Consider the following 24,925-nt stretch of genomic DNA (forward strand, 5'->3'; position numbering starts at 1 on the left):
AAAATCTTCCCCGTTGCCCCATCCCAACCCTCCCTCTGAAGGGAGAGGGCCTTCCGACCGAATTTACACAAACACCACGCTCCAAACTCCCTCTCCCTTCAGAGGGAGGGCTGGGGTGAGGCTGCGCGTTCAGTTTCGCTCTACCTATTCTTCCCCGGCACCCACAGCACGTCGCCTTGCCCCTTGTCATTGACATAGCGCGCCATGACGAAGAGGAGGTCGGAGAGGCGGTTGATATACCGCAGGCCCGCCGGATTGACCGGCTCGGTTTCCATGAGCTGGGTGATATCGCGCTCGGCACGCCGGGCGATGGTGCGCGCGAGATGGAGATAGGCGGCAGCCGATGTGCCACCGGAGAGCACGAAGCTTTTCAGCGGCTGCAGTTCGGCATTCAGCCGGTCGATCTCCTGCTCCAGCCGTTCGACCTGCGCCTCGACCACACGCAGGGGCGGATAATCCTTCGGATCCTCCGGCTGGCAGAGATCGGCGCCCAGATCGAAGAGGTCGTTCTGGATCCTGCTCAGCATGCCGTCAATGTCGCCATTTGTATGCAACCGTGCGACCCCGATCGCGGCATTGGCTTCGTCGACCGTGCCATAGGCCGCAACCCGCAGATCATGCTTCTTCACGCGCTTGCCTGAGCCCAGCGACGTCGAACCCTTGTCGCCGCCCTTGGTATATATGCGCGTGAGCTGGACCATATCTCAGCGCACCAGGATATAAAGCACGAAGCAGACGACGGCCCCGGCCTGGAACAGCACACGGTAACGCATGAACTTGTTGCTATTCTTCTTGTTGAAGTCGCCACCCTTGCCCATGGCAAAGACGCCGACCAGCAGCGTGCCCAGGGTGAGGAGCATGAAGATGATGAGGAAGACGAGGATGATGGTTGTCATGTCCTGATGATAGCGGCGTGAACGCTGCCGCGCTAGAGTGAAGGGAATGGGCCAAGAGCTGGCTTTCGGCCCCCCCCCCGCAACCTACGAGACCCATAAGGGAACGGACCATGCGACGTATAGTCCTGCCGGATGGCAGCAATATCCCGGTGATCGGGCAAGGCACCTGGCGGATGGGGGAAGTAGCCGCCAGGCGCAGCACCGAGGTAAAGGCATTGCAGGCCGGCATCGACCTTGGCCTCACCCTCATCGACACCGCCGAAATGTACGGCAGTGGCGGCGCCGAGGAGGTTGTGGGCGAGGCGATCAACGGCCGCCGCGACGAAGTTTACATGGTCAGCAAGGTGCTTCCCAGCAATGCGAGTTTTGCTGGGACGCTCAAAGCCTGCGAACGCAGCCTGAAGCGCCTCAAGGTCGAGTGTCTCGATCTCTATCTTCTGCATTGGCGCGGCGGCGATCCGCTGGCCGAGACGCTAAAGGCGTTCCTGCAGCTGCAGGACCAGGGCAAGATCAAGAGCTTCGGTGTCAGCAATTTCGATGTGAATGACATGAAGCAATGGTTGGCGATCTCCGGCGCTGCCGCCACCCAGACCAACCAGATCCTCTACAATGTCGGGGTTCGCGGCCCGGAACATGACCTAGCTCCCCTCATGACGCGTCACGGTGTTACTCTGATGGCCTATTGCCCGCTGGCGCAAGGCGACGTCAAGGCGTTTGCCAAACTTCGGCCCATCGCCCAGCGCCATGATGCTACCGTGGCCCAAGTGATGCTGGCCTGGGCCACCCGCAGCAAGCTTTCCTTCGCTGTCCCGAAGAGCAGCAATGTCGCACGCCTCAAGGAAAACGCCGCCGCCATGGACCTCCGCCTCACGCCCGAGGATCTGGCCGAGATCGACGCCGCCTTTCCCGCGCCGAAAAGACCGGTGCCGCTGGAGATGATATGAGTATGTTCGTTCCATCCCCTCACCCCACCCCCTCTCCCGCAAGGGGAGAGGGGCTTCTCACTCGCAAGGCAACAATCATTATATCATTCAACGATACTGCCGAATAAAACGCATCCCCTCTCCCCTCGCGGGAGAGGGTTAGGGAGAGGGGGAGCGACTGATGAACGATCAGAGCAACAAGCACAATACCTTCACCCTCCGCCCTGCCCGTGACGCCGAGCGCCCGATCCTCGATGACATCTGCTTCCGCTCGAAAGCGCATTGGGGCTATGATTCCGCCTTCATGGAAAATGTCCGCGATCAGATCCGCGTGCATGCAGATGCGGTGAAGGCTGGTCGCGTCTGGGTGGCCGTTGATTCCGCCGACAAACCTTTGGGGCTGGTCGAGGTCGACCCCATTGACCACGACGCCGCCGACCTCACGCTCCTCTTCATCGCCCCTGAGAATCTCCGCCAGGGCATCGGCCGTGCGCTTTATGAAAAGGCCCGCGACCTTGCCCGCCGATTGGGCGCCCGTGAGCTCCTCATCGATTCCGACCCGCAGGCTGCCACCTTCTATGCGTCAATGGGCGCCATCCGCATCGGCGCGGAACCGACCGGCTATCAGGGCCGGCTGCTGCCGCGATTCAGCACGCCGATCGATGCCTGAAGGCAGGGAGCAGACTTGACACCAACCCTCCCTTGCATGGGGAGGTCGGGAGGGGGCTAGATCGATACCCCATACATCGCCGTATGCGTTCCCCAACAACATCTTCCGGATTCCGGTACGCCGGCGCGAATATCTGTGAGCGCCGTCACAGTTTGCCCGATACGGGCGACCTGATCCGGGCCACGGCGCGACTGCTCCTTTAGGCGGGCCGATACCCGGCCGCCGCTGGTCATGAACCCAGCCTTGAGGAGGTTGCCATGATTGTGAAGACACCCCCGATCGAACCGATCGGCGAAACTCCCGGCGGCTATGGCTATGATTTCGATTTGCTGAAGATGGGCTACTACCGCAGTTTCGAGGCGACGCTCACCGGCACCGCCGCTGCCAACACGCTGATCGGCGGCAGTGGCAATGACAAAATCCTGGGGCTCGCCGGCAACGACATTCTCATTGGCGGTGGCGGCAATGATTGGCTGGTGGGTGGTGCTGGCAATGACCAGCTGATCGGCGGCGCCGGTTACGATGTCGCCAGCTATATCGACTCGCCCGATGCCATCTATGTCGACCTCACCACCGGCGAAGGTCACGACAACAACCTCGGCAACGGCGTCAATGCCGACAGTCTCGGCGACAATCTTTCCGACATAGAGCAGGTCAATGGCTCAGTGTACGGCGACACGCTTGTCGGCAACGAGGACGGCAACGCGTTCTACGGCTATGACGGCAACGATGTCATGTACGGTTTCGCCGGCGACGACCAGCTCTTCGGCATGGACGGCGACGATACGCTCTCCGGCGGCAACGGCAACGACGCGTTGGATGGCGGCTACGGCAATGACACGCTGAATGGCGGCAATGGCGATGACGACCTCACCGGCGGAGCCGGCAATGATAAGTTGTCAGGCGGCATTGGTATCGACCAAATCAGTGGCGGCAGCGGCAATGACGACATCCATGGCGGTGCCGATAACGACGTCCTCTCCGGCGCGTCCGGCAATGACAATCTCTATGGTGACGCTGGCGACGATGCCATCACCGGCGGCAGCGGCAACGACCGCATCCATGGTGGCGACGGTTATGACCATCTGAAGGGCGAGGCTGGCGACGACACTATCTATGCTGAAGGTGGCAGCGCCCATATGGAAGGTGGCGAGGGCAGCGACATCCTCTATGGCGATGCTGAAGAAGACTCCCTCGATGGCGGCGACGATCGTGACTATCTGTTCGGCGGTGGCGCCAACGATTTCATATGGGGCGGCAACGGCAACGATATGATGAACGGCGATGATGCTGACGATTATCTAGATGGTCAGGCCGGCGATGACGAGTTGCACGGCGGGACGGGCACCGACTGGCTCCTCGGCGGCATGGGCTCCGACACGCTCTATGGTGATGGCACCACCCTCGAAACTGCCGACATCTTCTTCTTCGAAGTCTTTGGCAATAACGGCGCCGATCACGTCAAGGATTTCGACGTCGATCATGACATCCTGGATTTGGACGGTCTGGGTGGAGCCGGCGTTAGCGTCAGCCATACCGCCAACGGCTGGCTGCAACTCGACTTTGACGGTGGCGGTTCAGTTGATTTCGTCGGCAACGAGCAACTGGCCAATGTGAACAGCATGAGCCAGCTCAATGCGATGATCGAGATACATTACGACGATTGGAACGGCGCCTAAACGATGGTTCGCATTGAGCGAGACTGAGATCTGCCCCACCCCGACCCTCCCCCTAAAGGGAGAGGGAGCTGGAACGAGTTAGTTCGAACAGACTTCGCTCTAGAGCCCTCTCCCTTTAGGGGGAGGGTTGGGTGGGGGCATGAGTGATGAGTCTTAGAGAACTGGGCCCCGACGCCTCGCCTCAAATCACCTTGCCCGGATTCAATATCCCCCTGGGATCCAGTGCTGCTTTCAATCGCCGCATGACATCGATCTCCGCTGGCGATCGCGAATACGACAGATAGCCCCGCTTCAGGGTGCCGATGCCGTGCTCCGCCGAGACCGAGCCGGCGAAGTCGCGGACGCAGGCATAGACGATCTCATCGACATCATGCGTGCGCTCGCCCGCCGCATAGGCGACGCAAGTCGTGATGTGGAGATTGCTGTCGCCGATATGGCCATAGAAATAGAACTGCCCGTTCGGCCAGCGCGCGGCAAGACGCGCGCGGCAGTCTTCCGCAAAGTTGCCGATGCGCCCGACGCCCAGGCTCACGTCGAAATTGACGATGTCCGGCAAGGTGTCGAGGGCATAGCCTTCGCGCACGCGCCAGAAATCTTGCGCCTCCTTCTCGTTCTGGGCAATGACGGCGTCGACGAGTGCGCCCTCTTCCAGTGCTGCTTCGAGGAAAGACTGGAAGCGCACCGGATCGTTCTCCGCGTTCGATCCCTGATGCTCGATCAGCACATAGAAAGGATGATCGAGCCCCAACGGCTGCGACTTGGTCATCTGGTGTCCGCTCACAAAGCGATAGAAATCCGGCCACATCACCTCAAAGGCCGAGGGACCGCCGAGATCGATTTCAGCCCGGCGCAGCAGGGAAAGCACAGACTGGAAATTGCCGAGCGCGCAGAAGGCAGTGCTGGTCGAGCGCGGTGCCGGCTTCAGGCGGAATACGACGCGCGTGATGACGCCCAGCGTCCCCTCGCTGCCGATGAACAGCTGCTTCAGATCGAAGCCGGCATTGTTCTTGAGCATCTTGTTGAGGCTGGTGAGCACGGTCCCATCGGCCAGCACCGCTTCCAGCCCCAGCACCTGCGCCCGCGCCATGCCATAGCGGATGACACGGTTACCGCCGGCATTGGTGGCGAGATTGCCACCCACCTGTGCACTGCCGCGGCTCCCAAGATCAAGAGGCAACAGGAAACCCTGCTCGGCTGCGGCCATCTGCGCCCGCTCAAGCGGCGTGCCCGCGAGCACGGTCAAGGTCGCCGCTTCGACGTCCAGTTCCTCGATGCCGTTGAGAAGGTCGAGAGAAAGGGCGATATCGTCAGGCCCGGCATTGGCGCCACCTGCAAGGCCCGTGAGCCCACCTTGTGGTACGACCGACTGGCCGACATCGCTGCAGATCTTGAGCGCCGCCGCGACCTCATCCGTGTTGCGTGGCCGCAGGAGCGCTTTGGGGAGATGCTTGCCGGTCATGCTCATATCGGACCGATGGCGCGGTCCGATATCATAGCCTGTGAGAACGGCACCCTCGCCCAATGCCGCGCGCAACACCTCGATTACATCCGCCATCACTGCCCCCAAAATGAGGGCGGCAGGTTAGCCCGTCTCAGCCTTGCAGGGCCATAGATCTCAGCTGCCGAAACGAATGATGGTCTTCGACACGCGGCGTCTCTGCGGTCGCAGCCGTATCCTCAGGCGCTTTCGCCCAAATGCGCTCATGGAAAAAGAACACCACCGTATTCACCGCAGGCTCGATCAGCGCCACGCCGAGGGCCACCGGCAGAGAGCCGGAAATAAGGTAGGCGACACCGAAGCCGACGCTGAAATGCAGCAGGGCGAACGACCCCGTTTTCAACAGATCCCGCTTCATGACAAGCTCCTTACTTGCGAATAATTCTCATTAGCAAATATGGGAGCGTTGCAGGCCGGACTCAAGTGAGTTTTCTCGATCCAACTAATCGATCAACTCGATCATAGACCTTATGTCGAATGGAGAAATCGATCAGGGAAGCAGCTTGGCGAGCCTGGCGACCAGATCCGGGTCGGTGGCGATCTCCTGACCGTCGAGGCGTCGGATCGGCACGCAGCCCAGCAGGGAATTGGTGATGAAAAGTCCCTGCAGTCTCGCAAAATCACCCCGTTCGAGGCTTTTTTCCGCGATCTCGCAGCCGGCCTCCGCCCCCTTCAGCAGCAGAACATGGCGCACGATGCCGTCCAGCACGCCGTCGGCCAGCGGTGGTGTCACCCATTGATCGTCCAGTAGGGCAAACAGGTTGCCGCGCGCGAAGCCGGCGACATGGCCCTGATTGTTGAGCATCAGCCCTTCCTGGGCGCCCAGCGCCTGCGCCTGCTGCTGGGCCAGCACGTTGTCGAGATAGTTGAGCGATTTGATGCGGCTCAAGGGCGAGCCTTCATTGCGCCGGATCGGCACCAGGGCGGCATCGAGCGATTGCGGCACCGGTGGGTGCGCGCTCGCCGTGATCACCAGGGTGGGCTTGGGATCAAGCGGCAGCAGCAGGCCGCGCGATCCCACACCGCGCGACAGGGTCAGGCGCAAGGCAGCACGCCCTTGGGTAAGATCGTTGGCCGCCAGCAACGCCGCCATCGCGGTTGCCACCTCCGTTGCCTCGACCGGCAGCGGCAGATCAAGGAGCGTGGAGGCGCGGCCCAGCCGTTCCAGATGGGCCGCCAGATTGACCGCATGGCCATCGACCGCCGCCAGCGTTTCAAAGATCCCGTCGCCCAGAGTAAAGCCACGATCCCGCGGATCGATGCGCGCCTCGCTGGGAGACATCAGCGCGCCGTTGATCCAGATCATGCGGCAGATCCTCCAACGTCGCCCAGGCCATCGGTCCGGGCGCTGCCGTCATAGGCCAGCGTTTCAATGAGCGCCTTGGCCTTGGTCAAACTCTCATCCAGCTCCAGCCCCGGATCACTGTCGGCGACGATACCGCCGCCCACCTGGAAGCTGAGATCGTCGCCCTTCACGCAATAGGTCCGGATGACGATGTTGCTGTCCATGCTGCCATCGAAGCCAAGATAGCCGATGGCGCCACAATATGGCCCGCGCGAGGTCGGTTCCAGTTCGGCGATGATTTCCATGGCACGGATCTTCGGCGCGCCGGTGACCGATCCACCCGGGAACGTCGCGCGCAACAGGTCGACAGCATTCTTGTCGGGCAGCATCTGGCCCGTCACCACCGAGACCAGATGATGCACGGTCGCGTAGGATTCGAGCCCCCACAGCACCGGCACCTTGACGGTCCCCATGCGGCAGACGCGGCTGAGATCGTTGCGCAGCAGATCGACGATCATCAGATTCTCAGCGCGGTCCTTCTCGCTCGCACGCAGTTCAGCAGCGAGTGCTGCATCCTCGGCGGTGGTGCGGCCGCGCGGGCGCGTGCCCTTGATCGGCCGCGTCTCGACCTCTCCATCGCGCACGGAGAGAAACCGTTCCGGCGAGGATGACAGCAGGGCCACGTCGGAAAATTCGAGGAAGGCCGCGAAGGTCGCCGGATTGCGGCGGCGTAGCGCGCGGTAGAGTTCGAACCGGTCGATGCCGGCATGGAGCTTGGCGCGGAAACGCTGGGTGATGTTGGCCTGATAGATATCGCCGGCTTCGATATAGTCGATGGTGCGGCGGACCATGCGCTTGTAATCGGCGCCGCTCAGCTCCGGCCGCGCGGCGATCGCCCAGGAAGAACCGCTGGCCGGCTGCACCGTGTGGGCAAAAAGATCGAGCGCCCAATCGATGCGGGCGCGGGCGCGTGCTGGCCGCATATCATCATTGGCCGGGAAGCCGCTCGATATCAACCAGCCGCGCTTGGCGACATGATCCAGCGCCACCACCAGATCATAGGCGCCGAGCAGAAGATCGGGGATATCTTGGTCGTCCCGCCGGTGACGCGGCACGCGCTCCAGATGATGGCGCAGGCCATAGCCGAAGGACCCAGCGACACCCCCCTGGAACGGCGGCAGGTCGGGCAGGCTCGGCATTTGATAGCGCGCCATCATCCGCGACAGGGTCTCGAACGGATCGCCGCGCGTGACATTGCCGTCCAGCGTCACATGGTCATTGTCGGCGCTGAGCCTGTGGAACGGGTCCGCCATGATGAAGGAATAGCGGCCGAGTGTTTCATGGGGCAGCGCGCTGTCGAAAAAGGCGAGACCGCCCGCCGGCCGCAGGGCAGCAGCCCAGCGCAGCGGATCCAGCGCAGTGTCCGGCAAGGCATGAATGAGCGGCAGCATTGTCATGGGCTGGAACTTACCACGCCGCCGCCGCTGGTTAAAACCGGGAAGCGTCAAGGACTTATGTGTTTTCGACCAGCCAAAATGCAGCTATTTCTGGCGCTGGTTGCGCTTGATAAGGGCGCGCAAGGCCTGCACATCCGCGGCAATCGCCGTGCGGCAGGCAGCTTCCATGGCCCGATAGCGGGTCAGCACCTCTTCCCCAGTGCGCGTCAATGCCGCCCCACCCCCCTTGGCGCCGCCGGTCACGGCGGCGACCACAGGGGCGCCGAGATGCTGGTTGAGCTCATCGACCAGCAGCCAGGCGCGGCGATAGCTCATGCCGAGCTTGCGGCCGGCAGCGGAAATCGACCCGGTGTCGCGGATCGCTTCGAGGAGGTCCGCCTTGCCGGGGCCGATGGCAACGTCGGGCTCGATCACCACCCTGAGGCGCGGCCCGGTCTGTGATGTTCTGGATCGCGTCGGCTTGCCCATCTGCTATTCCGCCGCGCGTGCCAGCAGGACCGGCGCGTCCGTCAAGCTGTAGCGCGTGAAGTCGCGGCAATGCGCCGGCAGCGGCACCACGTCCATGGTGCCGGCGGTTGCATCCATGATGATCATGGCGACGGTCGCGGAAAGATCGCCGGCGGAGTTGGGCAGGACCGGCCGGCACACGGCAAAGGGGGCCGCGAAATCGTCGAAGAAGGCGCACTTCAAATCGTCGGGTGAAACTTTGCCTGTTCCCAGCAATTTCTGCACCCGCCAATCGCGGTAGAAACTGTCGCCGAGCAGCCCCACATCCTTCAGCTTGGCGAGCGCCACCGGGCTCACCCAGTGATTGGCATGCACCAGCATGCCGTCCTGCGGATAGATCGGAAATGCTTCGTCAGGCGCGCATTCGAAGTCGATGGCAAATCCTTCCGCCGTGCTCAGCATCATATTGTTGGAGCAGGTCTTGGGCGTTGCCGCCACCGCGCGCACGGCCATGGCGAAATGGCGCTGCTCCAGCACCTTCCGGCGGATGAGCACCAGCGGCACGCCGGTCTGCCGGTAGTCGCGTTCGGATTCCAGGTAATTGGCCGTGATCGCAATGCCGGCATCGTTCATGCCGCAGCGGGCCAGACCGCCGGCTTCAACGAAGGTGATGAAATCCGGTCCATCGTTGCGGCTCACGCGCAGTACGATGGCGGTGTCGGCGCATTCCGCCCGCCAATCCCAATTCTGTCCATGGATCACGCGGCCGGTGCTGCTGCGCTCGGGCAGGATGATGGCGCCGGTACAGCCATCAACCGTATCATCCTCTGCCTCCGGCTTGTTCTTCAGGCGCCGCGCCTGGGAGACGATCTCGGTCCGGGCATTGATGAGCACGATATCGTCGAGGCTGACCCCGGCGCCTTCCGCAATGCCGCGCATCTCCTCCAGATAATGCGCACCGAAAGCAGCGATATGTCCGGCGAACTCACCGATGAGGTGCGACTTCTCCGCGCCCTCGAAGCCAAGCTCCTCCAGCGTGCCCCCGTAAAGCTCGATCGACCGCTTCACCCGCGCCGGCACCGCCTTGCCATACTGGACCCCCCGCTCATAAGGCGTGCCGCTGACGGCGACGAAGGGAAAAGGCTGCGGGTTGGGGGCGGACATCACTGGGTGCTCCGGGTAGCGTGATCTGGGGTGAGTCTTAGCCAATGGCGCATGTCGTGACAATGAGAAGCAGAAATCCAGCCTCGGTGCAGTTCGTCTCCCTTTAGGGGGAGGTTAGGTGGGGGCATGGGTGATGGCTATCCAATATCGAAACTGAGCGCAGCCCCCACCCCGGAGGCGAATGCCGACCCTCGTCGGCGGCCCTCCCCCTAAAGGAAGAGGGAGAAAGTAAGCTCACTTGTTTGCTACCCCCATCCCCATGATCTCCTGCGCCACCAGTTCCTGCAGATGCCACAGGTTGCGGTCGTAGATGCCGTATTCGCTGAGCTTGGCCACCGTGTTGTAGAGATAGCTGGCGCACGATCCCATATGGCCGCAGGCGCGGGCCAGCATCTGGGCGGCGAGTTCCGTCGTAGGCGGCTCCGGCATGTGGAAGCCCTTGGGGTGCGCCCAGAAGACCAGCGCCCGGCGCTTGATCCCATTCGTCCGCACGGTGACCCAGCGGATGTAATTGAGATCGCCGGGGCGATCCACTTCGCGCAGCAGCAGGGTCAGCAATTCATCGACGACCTTCTCTTCCGGCAGGCGGAACAGGATACCGTCGCACGACCCGCCATGCTCCAGCGCCAGCATCAGGCCGGGCTGTTCCGGCGTCCCGCGCCAGCTGGTGAGCTGCATGGAGAATTGCCGGTGCCAGCCATGGGCCGTGCCGCGCAGATGCTCGACATAATTGAAGCCGGGATTCCAGATGAGCGAGCCATAAGCAAAGATCCAGAACGGCCCATCGTCCTTTTGCGCGGCATAATTCTGCGCCGCGGCCAGATAATCCTCGTCGCTGAGATAGATGCGGCCAGCCAGTCGCCCAGGGTCCGGCACCGGCCGCTCGCAGCGCGCCACCAGCTCGGCCGTCAGCATCATCTGCTTCATCGATCGTCCCAGGAATGTATCGTCGCCGCGGCATATCCTATTTGCCGGACATGTGATGCACAACTGGGCCGCTGGCGGCAACCTACTTCAGGTTGAACACGATCGGCATGGTGAATTGCAGGGTGGCGCCTTCCATTTCGGCCGGGACCGGCGGCAAGGGGGTGGCGCGCTGGAACATGGCGACGGCTTCTTCATCCAGCGTCTCGACGCCGGAGCCGCGGCTGACGCGGGCTCCGACGAGATTGCCCTGGCGATCGATCACGAAGGTGACGTTGGGCGTTCCCACCTGGTTCTTGCGCTTCGCGGCCTTCGGGTATTTCCGGTATTTCTTGATGTGCTTCTCGAAGGCCAGCAGCCACATGTTCTTGGCATTGGCAACGCGCGCAAGATCAGCCGGTGTCGGGCCGGCAGCCACGGGCGCTGCGGTCTGAGCCGGTTGTGGCGGCGTTTCCACCTTTGTGGGCGACGGTGCTTCCTGCGTGTTCTTGAAATCGTTCGGCGGCAGGTCGGTTTCCGGCTTCTTCTCGATCGGCTTCTTTTTCTTCTCCGGCACCTTCTTCTTCTTTTTCTTCACCGGTTTCGGTTTTTCCGGAGCGGCCACGGCCACCTTCACCTCGGGCGGTGCAGGCGGGATAAGGTCGAGCTCGCTGATGGGAGGCGGCGGTTCGACCACGGGTTCGATTTCCGGAATCTCCTCGATCCGCTGCGGCGGTGGCGGCGCCACCGGCACGGGCGCAAGTTCAAAGGCGATCACGGTCGGTGGCGGCAAAATGATCTCGTTGGGCCGCTGCCCCCAATAGACATAGCCGGCAGCACCGCCACCGACATGGAGGCCCATCATCAGCACGCCAGCGGCCGTCCAGCGGCCGGCAGCCTTGCTGCGGCGATCCAATGAGCTTTGGAACAGAGGCCGCATGATTTTTAGGGTGCTGGCGCTGGTGGCGGCGTCACCGGCGCATCCGTGGCCGGCGGCAGTTCGAGGCCGACCAGCGCGATCTTCAGGTAACCCACTTCGCGCAGCATGTTCATGACGGTCATGATCTCGCCATACTCGACCGTCTCGTCGGCGCGCAGGAAGATGCGGGTTTCCTTGTCACCCTTGGTCTGGGCCTCAAGTGCCGGGCCGAATGTCTCGCGCGGCACCTTGTTGTTGCCCAGGCTGATGCCGAGCTGCGCATCGACGGTCAGGAACAGCGGCTTGTCCGGGCGCGGTGCCGGCGTTGCGGTCGAGGCCGGCAGGTCGACCGCGACATCGACGGTCGAGAGGGGTGCCGCCACCATGAAGATGATCAGCAGAACCAGGATGACGTCGATGAAGGGTGTGACGTTGATGTCATGGTTCTCGGCAAGATCGTCATCGCTGCCATGATTGAGCCGGACTGCCATCGCTGCCGCCCTATTCCGCCGCTTCGCGGAACTGACCGCGGCGACGATCGAGGTCGCGGCTGGTCAGGCGCAGGATCTCAGCCGAGATGTCGGCGAGAAGTGCTCGGTAGCCCGAAATCGAGCGCGCGAATTTGTTGTAGATCACCACGGCCGGAATGGCGGCAACCAGGCCGATGGCGGTTGCCAGCAAGGCTTCAGCAATGCCCGGCGCCACCACGGCAAGATTGGTGGTCTGCGCCTTCGAGATGCCGATGAAGGCGTTCATGATGCCCCAGACGGTCCCGAACAGGCCGACGAAGGGTGCCGTCGAGCCGATGGTGGCAAGAATACCCGTGCCCCGCGTGACATAGCGCGAGGCAGCAGCCTCGATCCGCTCCAGGCGCGAGGCGACACGTTCCTTGATGCCTTCCGCCGGCAGGCCGACGGAGATCTCCAATTCATGGACGGCAGCGGCAATGAGGTCGCGGGCCGGGCCATCCTTCAGCTGCGCCGCACTCACCCCGTCGGCCAACGACGGCACCGCGGCCAGCGTCTGGCGGGCAAGCCGCGCCTGGCGCTTGGCACCCATCAATTCGATGCTGGTCACCAGCCACACGGTCCAAGTGACGATCGAGGCGAAGGCCAGGCCCAGCATGACCGATTTCACGATCCAATCCGCCTGCATGAACATGCCCCAGGGCGACAGATCGTGGGGCAGCACGGCGGCATCCGGCGGCAAAGGCAAACCATCGGGACCCAGCACAACCTCATCCGCCGCCGCGACGGGCTGGCCATCGGGGCCAAGGGCTGCCGGCGCTTCAGTTGTTGCAGGCGCGCTGCCTGCCGCGGGTGCCGCCGGTACCGTATCCGTGGCAGCCGGTGCCGGCACCACCTCCTGTGCCAATCCTGGTCCGAGCGGCAGGCTCACCAGCAGGAGGGCGATGAGGCCGGCGGACACCCTCCTCAAGGTCAAGGCGTGGGACATCAGCGTTTCAACGAGGCGCTCAGGCATTTTTCTATCCAATTAGGTCAATCAGTTAGCGGCAAGTCGCACGGCAACAGCCCGGACAGCGGCAGATTTACCTAGGGTTATGATAGGAATGAGAATGAATTGCAATATCGATTGTAACGGCAAAGAGCCTGCCGCTTGCTCCTATTCCCGCGCCCATTCCCTGGCTCACTCGGCCACCTGCCGGACCAGACGCTTGGCCTGCTCCGCCCGCTTCCGGCGCTGGCGTTTCATCCACCACATGGTGAGGCCGGTGATGGAGAAGAGCAGCGGCAACAGGCCGGAGACGAACACCAGGAATTTCCACACCGGCCCCCAGCCGAAGCCGTAATGAAGCGGCCGCTGATAGAGGGCGAAGGTATCACCGGCATTAAAGGCAGCCGGATCACGCACATCGACGATTGCGGCTTTCCAGGGATCGACGAACACGGTGGTGTTGAACATCGTGCTGTCCTGGCCGGTGCGGCCGTAGCTCAGCCGGTAGGGCTGGTCCGGCCGCTGCGGCAGGAAGGCGCTTTGCAGGCTGAGATCGGGCGGAACCGCGGCATCGGCAAGTGCAACGGCGGCTGTGATATCGATGGGTGCCACTCCCGCCACAGGCTGCACGGTCACGGCATTGGGGCGCAAATCCCGCACCGGCGTCATCAGCCCGACGATGGCATTGATCGGTTGCGGATAGACGATGTAGAGGCCGCTGAAGCTGACGATCACAAAGACAGCGAGCAGCCAGAAACCGAACGTGTTGTGAAGGTCGCGGTTGAGACGCAGCGTCGTGGCGTTGCGCTTGATGGTCAGTTGCTGGCGCCATTGTCCCGGCCGCGGCCACCACATGATAAGACCGCTGATGCCAAGGAACAACATCACGACACCCAGCCAGCCGACGATGTCGCGGCCGAAGCCTGGAATCATCAGCGACCCATGCAGCTGATGCGCGATGCCGAAGAACCCGCCCAATGGTCCACCGGGCTTGTTCATGCCCTTCTGCACATCGAGGACAGCCAGCGAGACCGGATCGATCTTGACGCTGCCACCACCCATCATCCCCGCCGGCCCGGCGGGCGCTGCGCCGCCCCCCGGATTGGCGCGTGCAAAGCGGATGGTGGCGGGCTGCCCATCTTCCGGGGGCCAGGTGATGGCGGTGGCTTTGATTTTGTCGCCAACCGCGGCGGTGGCGGCGGCAATGAGCTCGGCAATCGGCGCTGCCTCACCGGCGACAAGATCGTAGCGCGGCCCCTCGGCGCCGAACCAGGCGGGGAGATCGTCGTGATAGACCAGCACGCTGCCGGTGAGGCCGAGAAGCACCAAGGGCAGGAACAGGATGAGCGCCAGCCACAGATGAATTTCCTGCAGCAATTGGCGAAAGGTCATTTTCAAGAACGTTGGGCGTTTCATGGCAGCGGGCTCTTCTTAGAGGTCCGCCCAGCGGCGGAGAAGGTTGTGATAGACGCCGGTGAGCGGCACCACCGAGGCATGGGCCGGCATGTCGGCGCTCACCTGCTGGATGGCACGATCGAGGTTGAACAGCAGCGTCCGCTGACTGTCGTCGCGCACCATGCTTTGCAGCCAGAAAAATGAGGCGATGCGAACGCCCCGCGCGATCGGCATTACCGCGTGGAGGCTGGTCGAGGGATAGAGCACCATGTCACCTGCAGGCAGCTTGATATGGTTGCTGCCGTACGAGTCCTCGATGGCGAGCTCGCCACCCTCATATTCATCGGGCGCACTGAGGAACAAGGTGCAGGAGAGATCGGTGCGAATGCGCGTCTCCGGCTGGAGCCCCTGGCGGATCGCGTTGTCGACATGAGCGCCGAAACCATCGCCCGCGCCATAGCGGTTGAAGAGCGGCGGGAAGACGCGTGACGGCAGGGCCGCCGAAACGAACAACGGATTGCTCTCCAAGGCCGTGAGGATGAGGTCGCCCAGGGTCAGAGCAGCCGGACTTTCTTCCGGCAGTTGCGCGTTCTTCTTCACTTTGGCGGATTCAGGGCCGGCGGTGGCGCGGCCATCGATCCAATCGGCCTCGGCGAGAATTTTCCGGCAATAGGCGACCTGGTCTGGCGTCAGCACGCCAGGAATCCGTAGCAGCATCTGATCAGTCCCTCAAATCGGCATAACCCCGGCCGCTGCCGCGGCCGGGGTTATGCTGTCCTTCAATGTTGCGTCGCTCAGAACTTCAAGCTGGTCGTAAACAGGGCCGAGCGACCGGGTCCTGGTGTCACGAATCCGCCGCCGACCTGGTCGACGTAGAATTGGTCCGTCAAATTGTAGAGATTGAATTGAAACTCGATGTTCTCTGTCAGGCGGTATTGCCCCATGAGGTCGAATACCCAGTAGCTGTCGATGTTCTTTTCATCGGCTGCCCCAAACAGATATTTGCGCGTGCCCATATAGGTGGCACCGGCACCGACCGTGACATCCCGGTTCCACCAAGGGAGATCGTAGCTGGTCCACAGCGACAGGGCATGTTCCGGCATGTTGCGGAATACCGCCGCATCATTGGCGCTTGCCGCTTCGACGATCTTGCCCTTCATGTAGGCGTAGCCGGCGGCCACTTCCCAGCCCTCGGCGATCTCGCCCGATACGCCAAGTTCGATGCCGCGCACGCGCTGCTTGCCGGTCACCACATAGTCCGGGTTCAGCGGGTCATTGTTTTGATCGACAAGCTGCCCGTCCTTGTCAGTCTGGAAGATTGCCGCCGTCAGCGACAGCTTCTCGTCGAGCAGATTCCATTTGGTGCCGACTTCATAGGTCGTCGTCTCCAGCGCCTTGGCCTGGTCTTCCGGGATCGTCGTCGAGACGGAAAGATCGGCGGCCTGCGGCGTGAAAGACTTGCCATAGCCGAAATAGATGCTGCCATATTCGACCGGCTTGAACACCAGGCCCGCCTGCCAGCTTAAATATTCGTCCTTGTTGCGGAACTTGTCGCCGGCAGCGTTGGTCGAAACCGCATTGAACCATTCGTAGCGCAGCCCGCCATTCACCTCGATCATATCGTCGAGGAAGCTCACTGTGTCGTAGCCATAGACGGCCTTGGTATCGCCGGTGTATTTCGTATGCGTCGTCGCCGAGATCGCATAGTCCTCGATGAAATCATTATCGGGATCGAAGATGTCGACGTTCGGAACGGCGTTGTACCAATTGCCGTTCTTATCCTGAAAGCGGAGCCGGTAGTTCTGGACATAGCGATTTTCGCGGCTGATATCGAAACCGACAAGCGCTTCATGATCCAATGGCCCGGTCGAAAAATCGAGATTGGCCATGGTCTGGTTGTTGTAATATTCGTCCTCATAGGTACGGGCGCCGTGGTTGACGTTGACCTCCGGATATGTGGCCGCGGCGATGTCGGTACGCACATGGCCGGCGATGCTGAAAACTTCACTCCATTGCGCGCGGCTCTGGTTGGTGAGGGTCAGCCAGTCCGTCGCTTCGTACTGGAGCTTGAGACCGACGACATCGACATTGGTATTTTCCTGCGCAACATTTTTCTGGTGATAGAAATTGCTCTTGTCGACGTCCGGCACCTCATTGTGATAGGTCGGCAGGCCGTAATCCGGGATATTGTCGGATTCAGCGTGCAGATAGGTGACCGTCGTCGTGAGGGGCTCGCCCAGACCGATGGCAAGCGAGGGGGCGATGCCCCAGCGTTCGCTTTCCGTCACGTCGCGACCGGCGACATCGGAATCATGCCATAGGCCGTTGAGCCGGAAAGCCGTACCGGCAAGGCCGACATAGTCTTCCGGGATCGCCTGGTTGACGTCGAGGGTGACGCGCTTGGTGTTATCGGTGCCCAGCGTGCCATCGAGATTGTAGAACGAGTTTGCTTTCGGCGTCTTGGTGACCGAGTTGATCGAGCCCGAGGCCGAACCGCGGCCGCCCACGGCGGACGACGGACCCTTGTTCACCTCGATCTGTTCGTAGTTGAAAGTGTCCTTGAAGCTGCCGACCGTCGCATCGCGGATGCCGTCGACATAATTGTCGCTGCGATTGCCGTCGAAGCCACGGATGCGGAAATTGGTGCCGCGCGTGCCACCTTCGCCCTGGTTCATGGTGACGCCGGGGACCGTGCGCAGGGCCTGCTTCAAATCAGTAACGCCGCGATCTTCCATCTGCTTTTCGGTCACCACCACAACGGTCTTGGGCGTATCCAGCAAGGGCTGGGTGTTCTTGGTGGTGCCACTGCGTAGTGCCTGGTAGCCATCGCTGAGCGGCGGCGCCGTTTCGGCGCTGTCCTCAACGCTGAGCGGCGCCAGCTCCTGGCCACCTCCCTCGCCATTGGCCGCGACCTTTTGCAGTGTCACGGCATTGTCGGAGGTGGGACGAAAGCCGATGCCGGTATTGGCGAGCAGTGCCTGGAGCGCCTGATCGGGCGCCATCGTTCCCACCACCGGGGCCGAGTTGAGGCCTTCGAGCAAGGTTGAATCCGCGATGACCGACATGCCGGTCGCTTTCGAGAAGGCGATCAAAGCCTCACCCAACGGCTGTGCCGGAATATTGAACGCGATCGTGCCGTCGGCTTGCGCCACCTGCGTCACGAAGGTCTGCATGCGCAGCGCATCGCCGGCCGAAATTTCACCGAGACGCCGCTGCCAGTCGGTCCCGGTGGTGGCGTCCTCGGCCTGCGCGTGGCCAGCACCGGCAGCGCTCGCCAGGGCGGTTCCCCCCAGCATCAGCGCCAGATTGAGATTGAAGTTACGACCCCGCGTCCGCTCATGCGCAGCCCCGCGCACGCGCGCCCATCCACCCGTCTGCATTGTCAGTCAGCCCCATCATGCGCCGGTCTATACCGGCTGATCCTAGAAAATGCGAGTTATTCGCATTTGCATCCCGCCCCTAGGACGATGGAGGCGCGGCGGACCATTACAAAGATTGTTAAGATTTTTCTGATGGGCGTTGGTCAGGCGGCGAAAAGCACCGTCAACGCGTCGCCAAAATTCAGTGATTTCAACGAGAAGGCCGCCAGGATGGCATCCAGCGCCGCATCGCTGCGATCGCTCGCAAAGGTGCCGGTCACCAGCAGGTCGCCCAGCCTGGGATCGCCGATCAGGATCCGGCCCGGACGATAGCGGTTGAGGTCGTCGATCGCATCAACCAGCAGGGTCCGGTCGAAGATGAGCCGCCCTTCCAGCCAGGGAGCGATGCGATAGGGGGCGACCTGGCGCGGCGCGTCCACCGTCTCCGGCCCGAAGGCCAGTTCCGTGAGCGGCCCGATCTCCAGCACCCCGCCCCGCCGTCGATCAACCGCCACACGGCCGGATTGGACCGAGAGCAAGGCGCGGCGGCGCTCGAGTTTGAGATTGAAGACGGCCTCTTCCGCCCGGACATGACCGAACGGCACCTGCAAGCTGATGAATTGCCCGGGCGGCCGCGTCGCTGTCACGAATACCTGGCCGTGGCGCAGAACGGCGCTGGGATGTGGCTCGCTGGGATCGAGGTCGAGACTGGAAAGACTGTCGAGATCCAGTGCCGCATTGGCCGCAAACTCGGCATGAAGGGGTGCACCCAGTGGTGCTGCGATCCCTTGCGGCCGCCAGATTCCCCAGCCCGCAGCAGCCACGGCCGACAGGCCGAGGCCCGCCAGCAGATGCCGGCGCGTCAGATGAAAACCAGCTTGCGCCGGTAGCAAGGGCTGGGGCTGGGTGTGGCGCAGATCCGGCAAGGCATCGAGGCCGGCCCAGATATCGGCCATTTCCGCCATCGCGGCGGCATGGGTCGGGCATCGCGCCAGCCAGGCAGCAAAGGCGTTGCGCTCGGCCTCGGACAATCCGGTGTCGCGCAGGCGCACGAACCAGACGGCAGCCTCATCGGCAGCCGATCCCGATCTTCCCAGTGCGATGCCGTTGCTCTCGGCGCGTGCCATGTCAGCCTTCAGAAACCGTCCCATGTCCCTATAAGACGAATGGGAGCGTGATTTGATTACCTCGGTCACACTTATTTTTTGTGTCGAATTATGCAGCCGCCACATGATCAGCTGCTGTCGGTCCGGTGCAGCTCGATGGCGCGGCGGCAATGTGCCAGCGCCCGCACCATATGGACGATGACCGTGTTCTTGGCGATGCCAAGGCGTGTCGCAATCTCGGCGTAGCTCAGATGATCGACCTTGTGCAGCAGGAAGATCTCGCGACCCCGCGGCGGCAGGCTGGCGATCGCCTGTTCCAGCACGCGAAGCTCCTCGCGCGACAAGGTCGTGCGCTCGGCTGACGGCTGCGGATCCGGGAAATCGGCAATCGCCGCCTCTTCCCCCGTGCTGGTCTGCTGACGGCGGCTGTTGCGGCGATGATCGATGGCAAGATTGGCCGCCGTGCGGAAGAGATAGGCCCTGGCGTCGCGCGGATCGGCCAGTTGGTCGCCGCGCATCAGCCGGAAGAAGGCTTCCTGCGCCAGGTCCGCCGCCGTCTCCGGACTCGTCACCCGGCGCATCAGGAAAAGGCGTAAATCCCTGCCGCAGCTACGAAAAAGAGCATCGAAATCGATCATCGCCGCGGTCGGACTTCCCAACGATCTGGTGAGGCCCGGCAATCTATCGATAATGAGAATTAGTCGCAACTAACCTTTCATGTGTGATTTTGACGCCCGCATGCAGCCCAACACGTTCCCGGAGTACCCTCCGAAAATCACGAGGGCGCCCTGTCCTGCCAGCCACCACCGAGCGCCTTATAGAGGGTGACGATGGCCTGGAGCTGCTGCAGCTTCAGCTGGCTGAGGGCATCTTCGGCATCGAACAGGGTGCGCTGGGCATCAAGGAGCGTGATGAGGTCGTCGCTGCCGCTTTTGTAGCGGGCACTCACGATGCGGAACGCCTTGTCGGCCTGGTCGACCTGCACCTGCTGCAGACGATACTGCTCGGCCAGCGCATGCACTGCACCCAGCGCATTCTCGACATCCGAGAAGGCAGTGAGGATCGTGCTGCGATAGGTATAGACCAGCTCCTTGCGCTGTGCCTCGGCGACATCCTTGTCGGCCGCGAGTTTTCCGCCATCGAAGATCGGCTGCATGATGCTGCCGGCGATGCTGTAGGCAGCGCCCGCCGGGCCGAACATGGTGGAGAGCACGGCGGTTTCCAGGCTGAGCGCCCCGGAGAGGTCGATGCTGGGGAACATGGCAGCACGCGCTGCCACGACGTTGGCGTCCGCGGCTGCCAGATTAGCTTCGGCTTGCGCGATGTCCGGCCGGCGCTGCAGAAGTTCCGACGGCAGGCCGCTGGTGATCGGCGGCACCTGCAGCTTGTCCAGGCTGCGGCCCTCGATCTTGAGGTCTTCCGGATTGCGCCCCAGCAGCAAGGCAAGGGCGTTGATGCTCTCGCGTTCCTGCTGCTCGAGCGGCGCCAGCACCGCTTCCTGTGCCGCCACCACACCGGTCTGTTGTGCAAGATCGGCCGGCGAGACGGCGCCGAGATTGGCTTTGGCAGTCACCACGCGCAGCACATCTCGGGCATTGGCAAGGTTGTTGTCGGCAATGGCGATCTGGTCGCGTAGGGAAAGGATCTGTAGATAGGTGGTGGCAACACCCGTAGTGGCCGTGAGCGCCACGGTCTGCTGGTCATAGACACTGGCACGCAGTGCCTCCAGCGCCGCCGACCGGTTGGCGCGGTTCTTGCCCCAGAAATCCACCTCATAAGATGCTGAAAGCTGCAGGCCGAAGGAATTGCGATCATCGGCAGAGCTGCTGCTGGAACCGCTGCTGCTGAAGCCGCTATTGCTGCCCGAACTGCCCGAACTGTTTTCCTTCGCCGCCGCATCCTTGTCGAGCGGGCCGGTACGCGACGCATCGAAACCCAGATTGAGCTGTGGCCACAAGGCGGAACTGGTCGAGCGCATCTGCGCCTCAGCCTGTTCGATCCGTGCCGCAGCGGCGCCGATATCGAGATTGTTCTCGCGCGCAGCGACGATGAGCCCGTCCAGCTCGTCGCTGCCGAAGCGGCGCCACCAATCGGCTTCCGGCCAGATCTTGGCCCCGCTCGGCACCGGCGCCACCCAGGCGGCCGGCGCCTTGATGTCCGGCTGCGTCGGATCGGCAAAGAGATCGCAGCCCGACAGCAACAGGGTGGCGGAAAGAAGAACGGGGCTAAAAAGGCGTCTGGTCATGATGTCTTCATTCACTCGGCTGTCATTCACACGACAGCTATTCACTCGACAGGGCCGTCACAGGATTCATGTGCGCGGCCTTGATGGCGGGCGCCATGCCGAAGATGAGACCAACACCTGCCGCGCAGCCAAAAGCCGCCAGGATGACCGGCACGGAAAATTGGATGCTCATGCCGATCGCCTGGATGATCAGGGCAGCACCTATACCGCCAGCCACACCGATGAGCCCGCCCAGGGCCGAGACGATCACGGCCTCGACCAGGAATTGCTGCAGGATGTTGCGGGTCCGGGCACCGGTCGCCATGCGGATGCCGATCTCGCGCGTGCGCTCGGTGACACTCACCAGCATGATGTTCATGACACCGATGCCACCGACGACGAGGGAGATGGCGGCGATCGAGCCCAACAGGATGGTCATGGTGTTGCTGGTTTCCGATGCCGCTTCCATGATCGCCGCCATGTTGCGGATCTGGAAATCCTCGAGATGGTGCCGCTCGATCAGCAAGGCGGTGATCTTGTCCTGCGTATCGTCCATCAGCGTCTGGTCGGCGACCGACACGGTAATGGCGCGCAGATTCTTAAGGCCAAACAGGCGCAAACTCGCGGTACTCAGGGGCACGAACACGCTGTCATCCATATCCTGGCCGAAGGCCGCGGCACCCTTAGGCCCCATCACGCCGATCACCCGGAAGGGCACGTTGCTGATGATGACCATCTGCCCGACCGGATCGACGCCGACCGGGAACAGGTTCTTGACCACGGTCTGGCCGAGGACCGCAACGGTGGCGATGCCCGTGAGATCGTCGTCGGTGAAGAACGACCCCTGGGCGATCGCCCAATCGCGGATGATCGGCAACCCGTCGGTGGTGCCGGTGACCTGCGTCTGATAGTCGGCATTGCCAAAGCGTAGCGTCACACTGCCGTTTATCTCCGGGACAGCCGCGCGCACATTGGCAAGCTTCTCGATGGCATCGGCGTCGCCTGCGACCAGCGAGGTGATGCCACCCGCGGAGGGGCCGCGCTGGTTGGGCATCCCTGGCCGGATGACCAGCTGATTGGATCCCATGGCATTGATACGTGCCATCACATCGGCGCTGGCGCCCTGGCCTACCGCCATCATAGCAACGACCGACCCAACACCGATGACGATACCGAGCAAGGTGAGGATGGTGCGCAGCAGATTGCGATGAAGGGCACGCAGCGCCATCTTCGCCGCCTCGTAAGAATCGCCCAGGAATCCGATCCGCGCGGCACGGGGCACGGCAAAGGCATCGACCGGCAGGGTATTGGGCGAAAGATGCCGCGTGCCGCTGTCGGCCGAGATGATTCCATCGGCGATTTCGATCAGCCGGTCGGCATGGCCGGCCACATCTTTGTCATGGGTCACCAGGATAATGGTGTGGCCGGCATCGGCCAATTGCCGCAGCAGGGCCATGACGTCGGCGCCGGAGCGGCTGTCGAGCGCGCCGGTGGGTTCATCGGCGAGGATGATGCGGCCGCCGTTCATCAGCGCGCGGGCGATCGAGACGCGCTGCTGCTGGCCGCCGGAGAGCTGGCTCGGCCGGTGATCCAGGCGTTCGGCAAGGCCGAGGCCCTCCAGCAGCATTTCGGCGCGGTCATGGCGGTCATGCAGCTTGATGCCGGCATAGATGCCGGGGATTTCGACATTCTCCAGCGCCGTCGCCGTGCCGATGAGATTGTAGCTCTGGAACACGAAGCCGAACGCGTCGCGGCGCAGCTCGGCAAGTTCATCCCGGTCGAGCTCGGCGGTGTTGCGGCCGGCGAACAGGTAAGTTCCCGATGTCGGCTTGTCGAGACAGCCAAGGATGTTCATCAAGGTCGACTTGCCGGAACCCGACGTGCCCATGATGGCGACAAATTCGCCCTGATGGATGGTGAGCGAGACACCGTGCAGTACCTCGACCGCCAGGTCGCCGCCCGTCACATAGGTCTTGCGCACATCGCTGAGGTCGATCAGCGGCGATGTGGTCAGATGGTGCGCGATGTCGTTGGGTTTGGTGGCGAGATTCATAGTCAAACTTTTCACGCGTCTTGCCCGGGCCAACTCTTGTGAACCCAGAATGGCCGAGCATCCACGCCCTCAACTGCCGCAGTGGATCCCCGGGTCTTCGCCCGGGGATGACGAGCTAAACTGGATGAGTCCGACTGGCGATTGCTCACGGGAAACCCCTGAGCGCGCTGCGGTTGCCGCCTGGCGCGCTGGCAGCACTGGTTGCGCTGCGCTGGCCGATCACGACCTGGTCGCCCGGCTGCAGGCCATCCAGCACCTGCGCCACATTGCGGTTCTTGACGCCGATCTTCACGTCATGGGGCGCGAAGCTGCCATCCTTCTTGGCAAGCAGGACCTGATAGGCGTCCGGACTCTTGCCCGGCCGCAGTGCCGCGGTAGGTACCGCGATAACGTTCTTCGCCGAGGCCACGACGAAGGTCACCTGGGCGCTCATCTGCGTCATCAGTTTCTGGTCCTGGTTCGCCACATCGAAGAGGGCGTCGTAGAGAATGACGCTGTTCACCTCTTCCGGTGTCGGCAGGATCTGATTGAGGACACCGCTCCAATGGCGATCCGGCTGACCCAGCGTGGTGAAGGTCGCCGTCATCCCGAGCTCGAGGCGCGAAATGTCGGCTTCCGAGACCTGCGCTTCCACCGTCATGGTGTTGAGATCGGCGATACGCATCAGGATCGGTGCGGATTGATTGGCATTGAGGGTCTGGCCAAGGCGCGCATCGAGACTGACGACCGTGCCGGACATCGGTGCAAAGATGCGGGTGTAGCCGAGATTGGCTTCATCGCCTTGCAGTTCCGATTGCGTCTGCTGGATCTGCGCCTTGATCGAGGCAATCTGTGCCTTGGCGGCGCGGAGGTTGGCATCAGCCGTATCCAGCGCGTCCTGGCTGGTGGCGTCCGCCTGCATCAACCCGGATTCGCGCTTGAATTGCTGGGTCGCGAGCTGCATCTGCGCCACCTTCTCATCGAGCTGGGCGCGCAGATTGAGAAGCTGTGCCTGGTTGGCGGCCACCTGCGATTTCAAGACCGATGCATCGAGCTCAGCCAGCAGCGCACCCTTCTGCACCTCGTCGCCGACATTGACCGGCAAATTCACGATCTGGCCGGAGACCTGGGCGCCGACATCGACATAGTCGCGCGGCTGGATTTCGCCGACGGCCGAGACGGTATCCTCGACATCGCCCAGCGACACATCGCCCAAAACATATTGGCTGCCGGCAGCTTCCTTCTCGCGACTGAGCTGCCAATAGGTCCCGGCACCAGCCGCGACAATGACCAGCAGCAAAACGATCCACGGCCATTTCGCGCGCCGGCGGCGCTTGGGCGCGGATGTGCGCGGCATGCCGAAGGGGGTGGCGGCCTCCAGGATGGGTTCAGCCAGGAATTGTTCGGTCTGGGCGCTACTATCAAGCGGTGCGCCGGTGCGGATGTGGCGGGAATCGGGGGCGATGGTCATGATCTGTCGGCACCGGGAAAGGTGTTGAGCGTGGTCAAACCA

Annotated in this window: 23 protein-coding genes; 3 read left to right on the forward strand and 20 right to left on the reverse strand. The window is 62.6% G+C overall.

What is annotated here, in order from left to right; all coding sequences use genetic code 11:
- Positions 1-140 precede the first annotated feature (140 nt).
- Both AC1DWZ_RS16365 and AC1DWZ_RS16370 read right to left on the reverse strand, forming a co-directional pair.
- Positions 141-701, reverse strand: coding sequence for a cob(I)yrinic acid a,c-diamide adenosyltransferase (locus AC1DWZ_RS16365; protein WP_477169986.1), 561 nt, complete (start codon positions 699-701; stop codon positions 141-143).
- Between the two features lie 3 nt (positions 702-704).
- The gene (locus tag AC1DWZ_RS16370) at positions 705-896 is read right to left on the reverse strand and encodes a twin transmembrane helix small protein (RefSeq protein WP_477169987.1); all 192 of its coding nucleotides are present in this window, start codon (positions 894-896) and stop codon (positions 705-707) included.
- A 110-nt stretch (positions 897-1,006) separates the two neighbouring features.
- Between AC1DWZ_RS16370 and AC1DWZ_RS16375 the strand changes: the two genes are divergently transcribed.
- From AC1DWZ_RS16375 to AC1DWZ_RS16385, 3 genes are all read left to right on the forward strand, one after another.
- Positions 1,007-1,840, forward strand: coding sequence for an aldo/keto reductase (locus tag AC1DWZ_RS16375; RefSeq protein WP_477169988.1), 834 nt, complete (start codon positions 1,007-1,009; stop codon positions 1,838-1,840).
- 160 nt (positions 1,841-2,000) lie between these two features.
- Positions 2,001-2,489 carry a GNAT family N-acetyltransferase gene (locus AC1DWZ_RS16380; RefSeq protein WP_477169989.1) on the forward strand — a complete coding sequence of 163 codons (489 nt, stop codon included), beginning with the start codon at positions 2,001-2,003 and terminating at the stop codon, positions 2,487-2,489.
- Positions 2,490-2,746: 257 nt separating this feature from the next.
- Entirely contained in the window at positions 2,747-4,168 is a 1,422-nt protein-coding gene (locus tag AC1DWZ_RS16385; RefSeq protein WP_477169990.1) for a calcium-binding protein, read from the forward strand.
- 181 nt (positions 4,169-4,349) lie between these two features.
- Here AC1DWZ_RS16385 and AC1DWZ_RS16390 read toward each other — a convergent pair whose 3' ends face one another.
- From AC1DWZ_RS16390 to AC1DWZ_RS16475, 18 genes are all read right to left on the reverse strand, one after another.
- A complete protein-coding gene (locus tag AC1DWZ_RS16390) occupies positions 4,350-5,723 on the reverse strand; it encodes an FAD-binding oxidoreductase (protein ID WP_477169991.1) in 1,374 nt (457 codons plus the stop codon).
- A gap of 37 nt (positions 5,724-5,760) precedes the next feature.
- The gene (locus AC1DWZ_RS16395; RefSeq protein ID WP_477169992.1) at positions 5,761-6,024 is read right to left on the reverse strand and encodes a DUF2061 domain-containing protein; all 264 of its coding nucleotides are present in this window, start codon (positions 6,022-6,024) and stop codon (positions 5,761-5,763) included.
- Between the two features lie 132 nt (positions 6,025-6,156).
- Positions 6,157-6,972, reverse strand: coding sequence for an aminotransferase class IV (locus AC1DWZ_RS16400; protein ID WP_477169993.1), 816 nt, complete (start codon positions 6,970-6,972; stop codon positions 6,157-6,159).
- Entirely contained in the window at positions 6,969-8,408 is a 1,440-nt protein-coding gene (pabB, locus tag AC1DWZ_RS16405; RefSeq protein ID WP_477169994.1) for an aminodeoxychorismate synthase component I, read from the reverse strand. Before pabB ends, AC1DWZ_RS16400 begins: the two co-directional genes overlap by 4 nt.
- Positions 8,409-8,492: 84 nt before the next feature.
- Entirely contained in the window at positions 8,493-8,876 is a 384-nt protein-coding gene (locus tag AC1DWZ_RS16410) for a winged helix-turn-helix domain-containing protein (RefSeq protein ID WP_477169995.1), read from the reverse strand.
- A 3-nt stretch (positions 8,877-8,879) separates the two neighbouring features.
- On the reverse strand, positions 8,880-10,019 hold the full coding sequence (locus tag AC1DWZ_RS16415; protein ID WP_477169996.1) for a C45 family autoproteolytic acyltransferase/hydolase: 1,140 nt from the start codon (positions 10,017-10,019) through the stop codon (positions 8,880-8,882).
- A 234-nt stretch (positions 10,020-10,253) separates the two neighbouring features.
- Positions 10,254-10,946, reverse strand: a complete 693-nt coding sequence (locus AC1DWZ_RS16420) for a gamma-glutamylcyclotransferase (RefSeq protein ID WP_477169997.1) — start codon at positions 10,944-10,946, stop codon at positions 10,254-10,256.
- 82 nt (positions 10,947-11,028) lie between these two features.
- The gene (locus AC1DWZ_RS16425) at positions 11,029-11,862 is read right to left on the reverse strand and encodes an energy transducer TonB (RefSeq protein WP_477169998.1); all 834 of its coding nucleotides are present in this window, start codon (positions 11,860-11,862) and stop codon (positions 11,029-11,031) included.
- Between the two features lie 5 nt (positions 11,863-11,867).
- On the reverse strand, positions 11,868-12,332 hold the full coding sequence (gene exbD / locus AC1DWZ_RS16430; RefSeq protein WP_477169999.1) for a TonB system transport protein ExbD: 465 nt from the start codon (positions 12,330-12,332) through the stop codon (positions 11,868-11,870).
- A gap of 10 nt (positions 12,333-12,342) precedes the next feature.
- On the reverse strand, positions 12,343-13,323 hold the full coding sequence (gene exbB / locus AC1DWZ_RS16435; RefSeq protein WP_477170000.1) for a tonB-system energizer ExbB: 981 nt from the start codon (positions 13,321-13,323) through the stop codon (positions 12,343-12,345).
- Positions 13,324-13,488: 165 nt separating this feature from the next.
- Entirely contained in the window at positions 13,489-14,712 is a 1,224-nt protein-coding gene (locus AC1DWZ_RS16440) for a PepSY-associated TM helix domain-containing protein (protein ID WP_477170001.1), read from the reverse strand.
- 15 nt (positions 14,713-14,727) lie between these two features.
- Positions 14,728-15,408, reverse strand: coding sequence for a Fe2+-dependent dioxygenase (locus tag AC1DWZ_RS16445; protein WP_477170002.1), 681 nt, complete (start codon positions 15,406-15,408; stop codon positions 14,728-14,730).
- Between the two features lie 77 nt (positions 15,409-15,485).
- Positions 15,486-18,047: a TonB-dependent siderophore receptor gene (locus tag AC1DWZ_RS16450; RefSeq protein ID WP_477170003.1), complete on the reverse strand. Its 2,562-nt coding sequence runs from the start codon at positions 18,045-18,047 to the stop codon at positions 15,486-15,488.
- A 167-nt stretch (positions 18,048-18,214) separates the two neighbouring features.
- Positions 18,215-19,177 carry a DUF4880 domain-containing protein gene (locus AC1DWZ_RS16455; protein ID WP_477170004.1) on the reverse strand — a complete coding sequence of 321 codons (963 nt, stop codon included), beginning with the start codon at positions 19,175-19,177 and terminating at the stop codon, positions 18,215-18,217.
- A 107-nt stretch (positions 19,178-19,284) separates the two neighbouring features.
- Entirely contained in the window at positions 19,285-19,794 is a 510-nt protein-coding gene (locus AC1DWZ_RS16460; RefSeq protein WP_477170086.1) for an RNA polymerase sigma factor, read from the reverse strand.
- Between the two features lie 137 nt (positions 19,795-19,931).
- Positions 19,932-21,401, reverse strand: a complete 1,470-nt coding sequence (locus AC1DWZ_RS16465; RefSeq protein WP_477170005.1) for an efflux transporter outer membrane subunit — start codon at positions 21,399-21,401, stop codon at positions 19,932-19,934.
- A 37-nt stretch (positions 21,402-21,438) separates the two neighbouring features.
- Positions 21,439-23,433, reverse strand: a complete 1,995-nt coding sequence (locus tag AC1DWZ_RS16470) for a MacB family efflux pump subunit (protein ID WP_477170087.1) — start codon at positions 23,431-23,433, stop codon at positions 21,439-21,441.
- 145 nt (positions 23,434-23,578) lie between these two features.
- Positions 23,579-24,883: an efflux RND transporter periplasmic adaptor subunit gene (locus AC1DWZ_RS16475; RefSeq protein ID WP_477170006.1), complete on the reverse strand. Its 1,305-nt coding sequence runs from the start codon at positions 24,881-24,883 to the stop codon at positions 23,579-23,581.
- Between the last annotated feature and the right edge of the window lie 42 nt (positions 24,884-24,925).

Source organism: Dongia sp. P2_B8 (assembly GCF_056404715.1).

Coding starts and splice junctions, on each gene's coding strand:
- AC1DWZ_RS16365 (WP_477169986.1), bottom strand. CDS start 701: ATGGTCCAGCTCACGCGCATATATACCAAGGGCGGCGACAAGGGTTCG.
- AC1DWZ_RS16370 (WP_477169987.1), bottom strand. CDS start 896: ATGACAACCATCATCCTCGTCTTCCTCATCATCTTCATGCTCCTCACC.
- AC1DWZ_RS16375 (WP_477169988.1), top strand. CDS start 1,007: ATGCGACGTATAGTCCTGCCGGATGGCAGCAATATCCCGGTGATCGGG.
- AC1DWZ_RS16380 (WP_477169989.1), top strand. CDS start 2,001: ATGAACGATCAGAGCAACAAGCACAATACCTTCACCCTCCGCCCTGCC.
- AC1DWZ_RS16385 (WP_477169990.1), top strand. CDS start 2,747: ATGATTGTGAAGACACCCCCGATCGAACCGATCGGCGAAACTCCCGGC.
- AC1DWZ_RS16390 (WP_477169991.1), bottom strand. CDS start 5,723: ATGGCGGATGTAATCGAGGTGTTGCGCGCGGCATTGGGCGAGGGTGCC.
- AC1DWZ_RS16395 (WP_477169992.1), bottom strand. CDS start 6,024: ATGAAGCGGGATCTGTTGAAAACGGGGTCGTTCGCCCTGCTGCATTTC.
- AC1DWZ_RS16400 (WP_477169993.1), bottom strand. CDS start 6,972: ATGATCTGGATCAACGGCGCGCTGATGTCTCCCAGCGAGGCGCGCATC.
- pabB (WP_477169994.1), bottom strand. CDS start 8,408: ATGACAATGCTGCCGCTCATTCATGCCTTGCCGGACACTGCGCTGGAT.
- AC1DWZ_RS16410 (WP_477169995.1), bottom strand. CDS start 8,876: ATGGGCAAGCCGACGCGATCCAGAACATCACAGACCGGGCCGCGCCTC.
- AC1DWZ_RS16415 (WP_477169996.1), bottom strand. CDS start 10,019: ATGTCCGCCCCCAACCCGCAGCCTTTTCCCTTCGTCGCCGTCAGCGGC.
- AC1DWZ_RS16420 (WP_477169997.1), bottom strand. CDS start 10,946: ATGAAGCAGATGATGCTGACGGCCGAGCTGGTGGCGCGCTGCGAGCGG.
- AC1DWZ_RS16425 (WP_477169998.1), bottom strand. CDS start 11,862: ATGCGGCCTCTGTTCCAAAGCTCATTGGATCGCCGCAGCAAGGCTGCC.
- exbD (WP_477169999.1), bottom strand. CDS start 12,332: ATGGCAGTCCGGCTCAATCATGGCAGCGATGACGATCTTGCCGAGAAC.
- exbB (WP_477170000.1), bottom strand. CDS start 13,323: ATGCCTGAGCGCCTCGTTGAAACGCTGATGTCCCACGCCTTGACCTTG.
- AC1DWZ_RS16440 (WP_477170001.1), bottom strand. CDS start 14,712: ATGAAACGCCCAACGTTCTTGAAAATGACCTTTCGCCAATTGCTGCAG.
- AC1DWZ_RS16445 (WP_477170002.1), bottom strand. CDS start 15,408: ATGCTGCTACGGATTCCTGGCGTGCTGACGCCAGACCAGGTCGCCTAT.
- AC1DWZ_RS16455 (WP_477170004.1), bottom strand. CDS start 19,177: ATGGCACGCGCCGAGAGCAACGGCATCGCACTGGGAAGATCGGGATCG.
- AC1DWZ_RS16460 (WP_477170086.1), bottom strand. CDS start 19,794: ATGATCGATTTCGATGCTCTTTTTCGTAGCTGCGGCAGGGATTTACGC.
- AC1DWZ_RS16465 (WP_477170005.1), bottom strand. CDS start 21,401: ATGACCAGACGCCTTTTTAGCCCCGTTCTTCTTTCCGCCACCCTGTTG.
- AC1DWZ_RS16470 (WP_477170087.1), bottom strand. CDS start 23,433: ATGAATCTCGCCACCAAACCCAACGACATCGCGCACCATCTGACCACA.
- AC1DWZ_RS16475 (WP_477170006.1), bottom strand. CDS start 24,883: ATGACCATCGCCCCCGATTCCCGCCACATCCGCACCGGCGCACCGCTT.